Source organism: Pseudomonas sp. B35(2017) (assembly GCF_002113645.1).
Lineage (GTDB): Bacteria > Pseudomonadota > Gammaproteobacteria > Pseudomonadales > Pseudomonadaceae > Aquipseudomonas > Aquipseudomonas ekonensis.
This window is the reverse complement of sequence record NZ_NEIZ01000001.1, coordinates 146,668-157,935: the sequence shown is the minus strand read 5'-3', so window position 1 is coordinate 157,935 and position 11,268 is coordinate 146,668. Positions and strand designations below refer to the sequence as shown.

The window sequence follows — 11,268 nt, the reverse complement described above, 5'->3', positions numbered from 1 at the left end:
CGTGGACATCAGGCGGTTTTCTGCAGGCCGGCCACCGTACGCGGCATGCCGACGAAACCGGGCAAGGCTTCGACACGCTGCAGCCAAGCGCGGACATTGGCGTAGTCGTCCAGCGACACGTTGCCTTCCGGCGCGTGGGCGATGTAGCTGTAGGCGGACACATCGGCGATGGTCGGCTCCGCACCGGCCAGGTACGGGGTCTTGCCCAGCTCCAGGTCCATGACCTTGAGCAGGTTGTGGGCGCGGGTGATGAGTTCCTCGGCATTCAGTTGCGCGCCGAACACCGTGACCAGCCGCGCCGCCGCCGGACCGAAGGCGATGGGGCCGGCCGCCACCGACAGCCAGCGCTGCACCCGTGCCGCGCCCACCGGGTCGGCCGGCAGCCAGCGGCCGTTGCCGTACTTCTGCGCCAGGTACACCAGGATCGCGTTGGAGTCGGCCAGCACCACGCCGCCGTCGTCGATCACCGGCACTTGGCCAAAGCTGTTGAGGGCGAGAAACGGCGCTTGCTTGTGCTCGCCCTTGGCCAGGTCGACCAGGATCAGTTCGACGGGCAGTTGCAGCAGCGAGAGCATCAACTCCACGCGGTGTGCGTGGCCGGAACGCGGGAAGTTGTACAGTTTGATCGCTTGCATGGTCGACTCCGCAGGAGGAAAGCGCCGCCCGGAATGGGCGACAACCGTGGCGGCCATCTTCCGCCTTTCACCAGACCTATAGAATCACCAGCAAACGCAATCGATTATTTCACTGGGCGAAATAACGCCGCATTCTTCAACCCCGGATGCTCGCGCAGCGCCTTCACGGCGTAGTCGACAAAACTGCGCACCCGCGCCGGCGCCTTGCGCCCACCCTGATACACCACGTGGATCGGCAGCGGCGGCAGCTCGAACTCGGCGAGGACGATCTCCAGTTCGCCGGACGCGATCTTGCCGGCCACCTGATAAGACAGCACCCGCGTCAGCCCAAGCCCCAGGCACGCGGCGGCGATGGCGGCCTGGTTGGCGGTCACCACCAGTCGAGGCTCCGGGCGCACGCTGACCGGTTCGCCGTGCTCGATGAACGGCCAGTTGCGCACCTGACCGATGGAAGAGGTCGCCACCACCGGCGCCCCGGCCAGATCCTGCGGGCTCTCCGGCCGCCCGTGCGCGGCAAAGTACGACGGCGAACCGCAGATCACCCGCCGCACCTCGCCGACCCGGATCGCGTGCTGGTTGCTGTCCGGCAACTCCCCGATGCGCACCGCCACGTCGACGCCCTCCTCGACCATGCTCACCACACGGTCCACCAGCAAGGCATTGATCGACACCTCGGGATACTGCGCCAGGTAACCGGCCATCACCGGCGTGACGAACAGCTCGCCGAACAGCACCGGCGCGGTCACCGTCAACTGCCCACGGGGCCGGGCATGGCTGCCGGCGGCGGAATCCTCGGCCTCCTGCACCTCGGCCAGGATCCGCCGGCAGTCCTCCAGATACCGCTGCCCCGCCTCGCTGACATGCACGCTGCGGGTGGTGCGCACCAGCAACTGCGTGCCGATCCGCTGCTCCAGCGCCGCCACCGCCCGGGTGACACTGGCCGCCGACAACCCCAACCGCCGCGCCGCCGCCGAGAAGCCTTGCTCCTGGGCGACGGCGGTGAAGACCTGCATTTCCTGGAAGCGGTCCATCGAAATCCTCGAGTCGAAAAAAATCGCAGCCGAAGCTGCGATTCTTGAGGTGGCTGCTCGGAACATAGATTGACACAGAGGGTCGCAAAATCCGCGGGCTTCAGTGCTAATGCCTGCCACTGGAACCGAAACATAGTTTGACACAGCCTCACGCGTTAGCGAAAAAAGGCCCTTCGCAACCCGAAATAAAGTTTGACACAACCAGCGGCACACTCAGTCATACCTAATCAAGCGAGCGAGGGGCTGACATTGCGCAGATAATTGATACACCAATGCGGCCAGACCTAACTGCTGACAAGCTTATCAACCCACATGGTGCACCATGGGCCAGCGGGGGGGGGGGGCGACGCTAAAGGCCTGAAGCCATCTCGCAAACGAGAAGTGGTCGAAGCCACTTTCTCACTCGCCTTCAATGACTCAGCCATGGACGGATAATCACAAATATGTGACTTTGCGTACATGGCTATTAATGGCCCGATCACCATCTCAGTCTCCTCTTCGGGGGGCATGCATTGGCAAGTAGCTACGACAAAATCTATGCCTCCCCCCAAGGTGCGCCGGCACCACGTGTCCGTACCAGTCTCTTCGACTCTGAAGTCAAAGCCACTTTTGGCTAGTCATTCTCGAATGGCAGCAAAGTGGAATACGGTAGTTCGTCACCTTCAACTGCGGCCAGTACCTGATCGAGCACTGCAGTCGGAGCGTCAAGTGCTCCCAATATCACATACAGCTCGCACATCAAGTTGGCTCGCGCCTGCCGATCTATGCCTGCATCCCCTGCAACCGTCTCGGCCAAATCAAAAGCTTTGTTCACGCCCGCTTCTCCAATGAGGTAACGGGCACCGCAACCACAGAGAAACGGATGGTTGCCGTTGTAAAAACGATCTCTTGCCTCCCAGCCGCATAGTTGTGGATCGATAGGCTTGCCGCATTTTGGACAGAAGGAGGGCTGTCCGTCAGTAAGGTAAAGCATGCTAGGAAATCCTTTCGCTGAGCCTGAGATAGGTCATGCCGCATACCGGCATGCTCAGCGTATTGTCCTGCCACACATTTCAAACTGTCCATGAAAGGTACAAATGTACAGACCCTGTACCGCAGAACGGACTTTCAAGAGAATCAGATCCAAAGCGTGATATCACTGGGCTACAATCATCCCAAGCTCACACGCACAGCCATCACGACTCAGATGATGCCTGGCCCGAAATATGGATATTTCTATGCTTACGTCTGCTGCACCTCGAACAACTCCAAATCTGTCTTCCCCGTCGCCGTGCACTTATGCAGCGAGCGGGCACCTTAGCGCGCGCTGCCGATAGGAACCATAACTGTCTATGAATTATTTCACCGATACGGCAGCCAACATCCTTGGCAATAAAAAGCTGCGTAGCCCGCAGATTGAGGCCTACATTAAGGCGCAGGAGCATTTCGAAAACTCCAACGAGGATGCACTGATTGTCCTGCCGACAGGGACTGGCAAATCCGGGCTGATTTCCATCGTACCGTTCGGCCTGGCAAAGGGGCGCGTTCTGATCATAACGCCGGGCTTGGTTACGAAGCAGAGCATCCGAAAGACCCAGGAAATGCTGGAAGACAACTTCTGGATCAATTTCGATGTGATCTTCAGTGCCGAGGATCTTCCGGTCACGTGCGAATTCAACTCGGACACTCATCAGTCCAGCCTTGAGCAGGCTCACTTCGTCTACTCGAACATTCAGCAGGTGCATAACGAACGTGGACAGTCACTGACGAAGCGGGTGCCGTCTGACTTCTTCGACCTCATCATCATCGATGAGGGACACCATGCGCCGGCTGGTAGCTGGCAAAAGACCCTGGCCCACTTCTCCAAGGCCAAGAAGATCTTCGTCACGGGGACACCGTTCCGAGGCGACAACCAGGAGGTGCCGGGAAAACTGATCCACAAGACACCTTTGTCCGAGGTGATGCGTGATCGGTACGTGAAGTGGCTGAGGAAAGAGACCGTCAATGCTCATGAACTCTACTTCACGATCAACGAACAGCCGGGCGTTCGTCTCTCCAAAGAACAAGTCCTCGAATTCAAGGAGCCGGAATGGGTGGAGCGAAGCGTAGCCCTGTCCCCAGAATGCTCGATGGACGTGATCAACCTGAGCATTCAAAAGCTGGATGAGCTTCGGAAAACTTCTCCTGATGTGCCACACAAGATTCTCGCTGTTGGCTGCAGCGTCACCCATGCCGAGGACCTGCGCACCTGGTATCAATCCAGGAACCTGACTGTAGCTGTCGTGCACAGCTATATGGATCAGGCCGATATCGCTGCGGCGTTTCGGGTGATCGATAACCACCAATGCGATGTTGTCATCTCCGTGAACATGTTGATGGAAGGCTACGACCATCGGTACCTCACAGTTCTCGCGCTTTTCCGACCCTACCGGAGCGAAAACGCCTTTGCGCAGATCGTGGGCAGGGTCCTGCGGGCGATTCCGGACGAGGAGATCACGGCCTTTGAGATCGATAACAACGCCGTGGTGATCTATCACCAGGAGACCGGCTTGGATTTGATGTGGACGGCCTTCCAGACTGAGGTTGACCGGGCCAAGCATCAGCGAACCCGCGACTACACCATCACGGACGAGGACTACACCCGTAAAGAGCAGGAGCTAGCGGGCGTTTCCACATCCGAAGCGTTTGTGAGTGACCGGGACTCGTACCTTGTGGACTTGGATTTCAACAAAATTTTTTCAGAGAAAAGGGCTGAGGTCGAATCCATCGCAACCCAGAAGGTGCAGGCGCTTCCTGGTATCGAGGGCTACGACGCGGATGTTCTGGCACAGCTCAAGAACGTGTTTCTCAACGCCGAGACGAAGAAAGCGGCTCAGATCATAGATCCCAACCTTGTGGAGAAGCGGCCTGAGATTGCTCGCAAGCAGTTGCGGGAGATCCTGACCAAGAAGGCTCAGGACGAGGTCGCGACGTTGCTCAGTGACCTGCAGATCCCAGAGAAAGCTTCTACCCTTTATCCGATATTCAAAAACCACCTGCCGATGGTGAAACCCAATACACCGAACGACGGTATACTGGTTAGCTTTATCAACACCAAGCTGGCGAAGAAATTCGGTAGGGTTGCTGACCGCGACAATGGCTCGCTGACCAAGTCAATTGAGCACGTGGAAGTAATCATCGATGAATTGAGGAGAATGCTGAAATGAGTCTTGAATCCATCAAAATGCTGGTTGATGAGCTTTCGACTCTCCACGTAACCCGTGGCGTTCAGCCCAGTGAGCTCATCGACAATCTCTTCGAAGACGACTACGTCGAGTCCTCAGCACGAAAAACCTCTCAGGGTCTGGTGTTCGAACTGACCTTCCAAGAGGCTGATGATGACGGGTCGTCGAGCAAGGTCACCATGCGCTATACCTACGACCTCAGCCGTCATTTGGTGCGTGTGGAGCAAAAAGTCGCGGCCAAGCGGTTCAGCATTCAGTGGGATCGTGCCCGCGCAGTCCAAGAGCGGCTAGGCAAGCTTGAAGCGCTGCTCACTGAGCGGCTGCCGCAGGAAAAGGTCGCCGCGATCCTTTCAACCATGCCCCAAGACTACCTGGCACTCGCTCCTCGTTTGCAGTTGGTAGCCTAACCCCAGCCTTTCCCTCACTGCGGCTGATCTTCAACCAGCGATAATCTCGCCGCAGTGAATCTGCTCGATGCACCTGTACGTTTCGTACAGAGAGATCAGGTCGCCTTTTGAGCAGCTTACCGCCGAGCTTGCACTCGATCCAATTCGTAGTCTCCGCCCCATTGGAGCTAAGCAACTCCCTTTAGGGAGAGATGTAAGCAAGCGAAGTCTTGAGTCACAGGAAAGGGCAGGAATCGCGTTTCGGCGTCACAATGGTGGTCCGACATATCGCCCGAGTTACGCCCACCCGCAGAGCTAAAAGGTCTTGAACACAGATCTTTGGATCCTGCGGGGCTTTGGCAATACGCTGGTAGAGTCCGTCGTAGATAAGGCCACCCTAGGGTGGCTTTTTTGCGTCAAGTGCTTACCCGCCCTTAATCCAGGTTCGGCCCATGGCTCCAGATCAAGAATCCCACCGCCGCCGTATAGCCCATCAAGCCATTGAATAACGCGTGTGTTACTCGTTGACTCGTTAGTCAGCAGGGTCGCATCGATCACTCGGCGCCTATCAACACCCACCTGGCGGTCTGCTGGTCACGCTGGGAGCTCTTCCTCGCGCCCCCAGAGGAGGTCATACGTCCCCCGGACTATTCGCTACAATCCTGCAGACTCCGCCACTACAGCGCGTGCAGCAGCCAGGCGCTTGAGCATCTTGCGCAGCGGCGCGCAGTCGAGATACGACCGGGTCAGAATCGCATGGACTCGATCTACAGCCTTCAGCTGCTCCCTGGCCGTCCGGTACCGCGCGAATTCATTCCCACTGTAGTAAGCATTCTCCTCTTCCCTGGTGCACTTCCGGTTGCCCCAGGAGTTTTCCGCGAACATCCATTCTTCGAGCTCCGATCGAATGCCACCGAGCGTGTTGTAGGCATCGATGTGGAGCCCTGAAACACTCAGCCTCTGGAAGATCTTGCCCAACGCAACGTGATTGGCCAGGCTCATGGACGGATCGGGGCGCCACAGCGGCTTGAACCCTGGGCGGCGCCAATACTCAATCGCGTTTTTGCTAAATCCATAGGTGGTGCCAGCGCGTGGCTTGCGCTTCGCACCAGCAGCTTCACGCGCCGGGCTCACGAACTGTGACCAGTAGTCAGCAGTAGTGCCCTGCCACTCATCCAGGTCAAGGGACACGACCTCGGGCATGGCCTCGATCGTCTTTACCAACTGATGCAGTAGCGCCTGGTCGGCACAGATCAGGTGGGGAACAGCATTATCCGGGTAATAGAGCCCGCTCCACGTTGGCCGAGCCCAAAACAACCCGTGACTCTCCACCCAGGCCGCCCGCGACGCCGACGACTTTGGCTCGGTGACATGATCATAGGGCTCGTCCAGAACAACCCACTGACCAGACGGAGCCAGCCAGCGTGACAGATGATCGCGCTCGGGCAGCTCCTCGACGATCTGCATCTTCTTCCGCTGAACCTTGGTCGTTGCCGGACGCAGACCGGTCGCCTCCATGAACTGAAGCGTCAGCGCGGCTCGGCATAGCAGCTCACGCGCACGTTCTTGCGAGTCCAGATTCCCACGCATCTCAAGGTGATCTTCGCACTCGATGTAGAAGGCCTCAAGGTTGCGCGCGCTACCGCACTGGTGCTTCTGCACGATCACAAGCAGCGGACTGGGCAATTCGATCTTCAGCGTTTCCAGTCCCCACTGGAATGGTTTAGTCGACGTGTCGCGCCAATAGGCCGACAGGTAAATGCTGTAGCTTCCCGGCGTAGGGAGATCGCCCGCACTCAGTCGCTCTAGGACACGACGAGCATGGTGATAATCCTGGTACCCGCAGTTTTGGGCGGCCTGGTTGAGCGCTTGGAAATGGGGAATTTCTTGTTGCCGGCCGATCGACTTAGCCAATCGTTTGAGACCTGGCAGAGATGAAGGCAGTGCGGAATTCGATTGATGGCGCATGGTTTTTTCCTCGCCCCTTCTGCACACGCCACCCGCCTACGTTGCTAAGGGACCAGAAGAAACCTTGGCCTTGAGCTTGGTCTTACAGGGTAGTGCCGATTTCCAGCTGCCACTGACGGGTGAGTTGCGCCTACCCAGCGCAGACCAAATCTAACAACAGGCCAAAGGCAACGCAAGGGGAGATCTTCAATTTTCGCCCGCGCCCTTTTGGCCCCAAGAAAACACCCTTCTGTCATCAGGCAAACCAAAGTAATGAATTTGGGGATATTCGTTCATAACCTTTACGCTTGGATCAAGCTCAGCATACTGAATCGCCAGGAGTTGTGGCCGGTTCAAGAAGCGGAAAGCGACCCTTTAGAGCACTCGATCATTTGCCATCCCCTCAGGCGACTAACTTCTGCAGGCTCTCGATCAGCTCTTTAAGCTCGTAGCGTTCCAGATCGTTTTCTCGGTAGGTGGAGCACTGGAGAATTTGATCAGATGACATCAGTGGCCAGAAGCGATCAATGACATCATCAGCTTTAACGCGCACCGCTAGGCCAATAATTTTCTTGGCATCACAGGTGTCAGTGAATGCCACCCTGATTCCGGTTTGAGCTTCGATCATATCCGGGCAGAGGTAGTTTTCAATTTCTCGCTTGCGCGTCGAGTAGAACGAGCGTCCCCGAGCTTCCACCTCTCGCTTGCGCTTCTCGATCGCTGCCACCTGTTCAGGACTACCCCCAATGTCTGAATCCAAAAATACGCACCAGGGCAAGCCAAGGTCGTCAGCAAGATTTAGGGTTACCCAGTGCTTCACGCTACCACAGCCGCCAATCAAGATTGGAACTATGCCAAGATCCTCTAAGCTCGAGTCGAGATGCCCATCCGCCTTAAGCGTATTGGCAGCATGCCGGAGGAAAACCACGTCTGATTTCCCCTCTACCAGCACGACTCCTCTCGCACGCTCAAGGCCAGTCTCTGGCAGGACGCCCAAACTCTCTGCGGCTTCCTTGAGCACATCGTCGCCAGGCAATTTAACGAAGGGCGAGCCGTTCTCGTCTTTGGTGACATAACGAATGCCTTCGATGGGCATCAGGCCGGCCAGGGCTGGTACGTGAGTGGTCAGAATGATCTGTCGATTGTGTTGAAGAGAAAGTTCGAGCAGCGCTTTCATCAACATCATCTGGTAGTTCGGATGCTGGGAAGTTTCAGGCTCTTCAATGGCATAGATAACGTCACGCTGGCTACCCACTACTGACTTCTCCGCCTCGGCACGGAAGAAGTTGAGGAGAATCAGTCGGCGCACACCACTGCCGCGCTTGTTGATAGGGATGCCATTTTCCCCATCTAAGGTGAAGCTGAAGCTCCACTTTGGCTTCTCCTTGAATCGAGGTGTCAGCTCGTTGGCGAGCTCAGGAGCCATTTCTCGAAGTTTTTCCAGAGTGCGATTCGCTACGTCCAGCACACTGGTCTCGATTTTTTTTTCCAACTCACTGATCTGCTCCTGCAGTTCAGCCTGAGCCTCCTTGACTGCCTGCTGGAGGGGGTTCTTAGCTTCGGCATCGCCATCACTGCTTTCTCTATCGGCCTTGAACAAGGCGAAGATTGGCAGCTGGGCCTCGATTTTGTCCCAGATGGATTTGTTGTCCGCTGAAAGCGCTTTACTCACATCGAGCAAAGTCTCTTGGCAGTCTATCTGTCCAGCTGCAGTACGAATTGCTTTCCGCCACAACGCCGCTACGCGCTTATCGGCCACAGACTCAGCAACACCGCGCTGCTCACCGAGTTTTTTGAGATCAACCATTTTGAGGCTTAGCAAAGTAGCCAATTGCGCGTCAGCAGGATGCTGGCATCGGATAGCTGTACGATCCAACTTCCCGGTACTTGCCTTAAAACTCTTGACGATCTCTAACACGCCGTCCGCGTTAAGCAGAAACTCATCAGTCAGGGTCGTTTCGGCATTTTCATCTAGTACCATCCGATCTGGCAGCCCATCGAACTCACAGGCAATTTCAAACTGATCTGCACCCTCCGCTAGGCTGAAGCAGTTCATATCACTCTTGTCGGGCTTGGCACCATCCGTCTCGAAAAAAATGGCCAAGGCTTCCAAAATGGTCGACTTGCCGTAGTCATTGCGGCCGACGATGCCTGTCATGGCTTCATCGATGGGTATCAACGTGGTGTGGCGATAACCGCGGAAGTGAGTGAGCTTGACAGACTTAAGGCGCATCGTGATTTCCCTATCTGAAGTTCAGTCGACGAAGAGCGAGTTAGCAGCAGTCTAGGCCGAAAAACACTTAGCTGCGGATGAGCATCCACCTCCTCTCGCCAGGATCCGCTTTCACTGTTCTAGTGAGTTGCTGTCGTACATCAATGAAGCTTTCTGGCACGGGGCTTCTCGACCGAACAAAAGGCTGAGATTATCAGCAAGATCACCGACGCCATGGTCTCGGTCGAAGGAGAGAAAATGCGCGGTGTGACCTGGGTCATTTTCGAGGAAGTGAAGAGCGGCGATTGGGGTATCGGCGGTGAACCGATCACTACCGAGAAAGTCAGGACGATTCAGAACGGCTGAGTTACTGATGGCCCAGCCTACGCAATGTAGGTTGGGCCAATCATTCACAGCTTATCTCTATCCCGGTGATTGCAGCCCAACGTTTAGCTCTGCTGCAATCATCCTCATTTTTTATTCCAACTAAACAGAGCAACTCCTTTAATCAACCATGGGTCTATTTCAAGCGAAAACCAATTCAATATGAATTCTGCGCTCTTTTCAGCAACTCATAAATATCTTTAAGGCTTGTAACAGCGGAAAACCTTTCACCATTCAGCAGCTCATTTATTGCAAGGCGCATGAAAAAATTAACAACTAAATTTTCATTTGAAAGCTCTTTATCACCACCATGAACAATAGCAGAACGTAGCCCATAAACTTTCTTAACAAGCCTACCAACTTCCAGCCTAGCTTCTACATCTTTAGCAACAATAAAAGAAAAAACATCTGACAGTTTCTCTCCTATGCTTTTCTGAAAGAGCCCTCCCTCATCCAGCGAGAACAGTATTTCCAAGGAGATGCAAGTATAGATTATAGAGTTTCTAGTATCATTAGTTATTGCAGACTCACCAAGAGCAAGGGCAGAATTTAGTATTCTTGATTCGAGATCGTTAAGCTTCTCACCATTGTGCTTCTTCCCATACAAAACCCACAGCTTTCTAAAATCAGTATTCTCAGAGAAAAAGCTATTATTAACTGGAATCTTCTCTCGAAGCTCATTTTTTATGTTCGCCCAGTCCAGAGGGCCACCTTCATCAGAAACTTGATGAGAGCTCGTGCTGACATACATTTGCTCATGCGACACACTTGGCTTAAGAGGCAATCCCGTTTCAATAGAAATGCTTCTATCAAGCTTGCCAGACATAAATACAATGATCTTAGCCAAATTCAGAAATGCATCATTCGCTTTTTGAACGGCTTTGACTTTATCGTAAATATTTTTCACTAAAACACTTACATACATTCCACTTTCGTTGGCTATCGGAAACTGCAAATCCTGAAGATACCCAAACTTATAAATAGACAACTCAAAATTTTTAACCCCTCCATCCAATCTAATTCCAGATATCGGGGCTGTTACTAGCAAATTCCTAGGTTTAACATCATAAAAATCTTTGAAGAACAATTTTTCGTCAAACTCAACTTCTTGGTTCGAAATCTTTAGCTTCGGAAACTGCTTGTTCAGAAATTCAAATATCGTCACCCTGGAAAATCTAGAGCTTACAACTTTATCAGCACCATATATCATTTCCAAAAACTGATTATATTTTGCAATATCCGTAACATACAATCCTTTCTCTTTTACGATCCATCCTCGAGGAGCCGCCATCACTTCTTCATGACTTCCATGCTCAATAACTGATAGAACTGACTGAATTAGTTCCTTTAAAGACATTCACAACTCCTTTTCAGATGTATGGCCCGAAAGCAATTTTGTTCCCGCACAAAACAAGTCTAATCTATAAGCCCCCAAAACCACAACCATGGCCAAGCACCTATAAAATTTCG

Annotated in this window: 9 protein-coding genes; 3 read left to right on the top strand and 6 right to left on the bottom strand. The window is 54.3% G+C overall.

Going from position 1 to position 11,268, the window contains the following annotated elements:
* Positions 1-8: 8 nt before the first annotated feature.
* The 3 genes from CAG41_RS00760 to CAG41_RS00750 all read right to left on the bottom strand — a co-directional run bounded on the left by CAG41_RS00760 (position 9) and on the right by CAG41_RS00750 (position 2,639).
* Positions 9-635: a glutathione S-transferase family protein gene (locus CAG41_RS00760; protein ID WP_085579229.1), complete on the bottom strand. Its 627-nt coding sequence runs from the start codon at positions 633-635 to the stop codon at positions 9-11.
* Positions 636-739: 104 nt separating this feature from the next.
* On the bottom strand, positions 740-1,666 hold the full coding sequence (locus CAG41_RS00755) for a LysR family transcriptional regulator (RefSeq protein ID WP_085579231.1): 927 nt from the start codon (positions 1,664-1,666) through the stop codon (positions 740-742).
* 613 nt (positions 1,667-2,279) lie between these two features.
* Entirely contained in the window at positions 2,280-2,639 is a 360-nt protein-coding gene (locus CAG41_RS00750; protein WP_085706612.1) for a hypothetical protein, read from the bottom strand.
* A gap of 358 nt (positions 2,640-2,997) precedes the next feature.
* Here CAG41_RS00750 and CAG41_RS00745 point away from each other — a divergent pair, with 358 nt between their 5' ends.
* Both CAG41_RS00745 and CAG41_RS00740 read left to right on the top strand, forming a co-directional pair.
* Positions 2,998-4,851, top strand: coding sequence for a DEAD/DEAH box helicase (locus tag CAG41_RS00745; protein ID WP_085706611.1), 1,854 nt, complete (start codon positions 2,998-3,000; stop codon positions 4,849-4,851).
* The gene (locus tag CAG41_RS00740; protein ID WP_085706610.1) at positions 4,848-5,276 is read left to right on the top strand and encodes a hypothetical protein; all 429 of its coding nucleotides are present in this window, start codon (positions 4,848-4,850) and stop codon (positions 5,274-5,276) included. The genes CAG41_RS00745 and CAG41_RS00740 overlap by 4 nt, the downstream gene beginning before the upstream one ends.
* A 633-nt stretch (positions 5,277-5,909) precedes the next feature.
* On the opposite strand, the gene CAG41_RS00735 is transcribed toward CAG41_RS00740, so the two are convergent.
* Positions 5,910-7,223 carry a DUF5623 domain-containing protein gene (locus tag CAG41_RS00735; protein ID WP_139834939.1) on the bottom strand — a complete coding sequence of 438 codons (1,314 nt, stop codon included), beginning with the start codon at positions 7,221-7,223 and terminating at the stop codon, positions 5,910-5,912.
* Between the two features lie 382 nt (positions 7,224-7,605).
* Positions 7,606-9,435 (bottom strand): AAA family ATPase, encoded by a 1,830-nt coding sequence (locus tag CAG41_RS00730; RefSeq protein ID WP_085706608.1) that lies wholly within the window; start codon positions 9,433-9,435, stop codon positions 7,606-7,608.
* A 153-nt stretch (positions 9,436-9,588) separates the two neighbouring features.
* Here CAG41_RS00730 and CAG41_RS00725 point away from each other — a divergent pair, with 153 nt between their 5' ends.
* Positions 9,589-9,780: a tautomerase family protein gene (locus tag CAG41_RS00725; protein WP_085706607.1), complete on the top strand. Its 192-nt coding sequence runs from the start codon at positions 9,589-9,591 to the stop codon at positions 9,778-9,780.
* A 175-nt stretch (positions 9,781-9,955) separates the two neighbouring features.
* Here the strand turns inward: CAG41_RS00725 and CAG41_RS28095 are convergent, their stop codons facing one another.
* Positions 9,956-11,155, bottom strand: coding sequence for a HEPN domain-containing protein (locus CAG41_RS28095; RefSeq protein ID WP_139834938.1), 1,200 nt, complete (start codon positions 11,153-11,155; stop codon positions 9,956-9,958).
* Positions 11,156-11,268 lie beyond the last annotated feature (113 nt).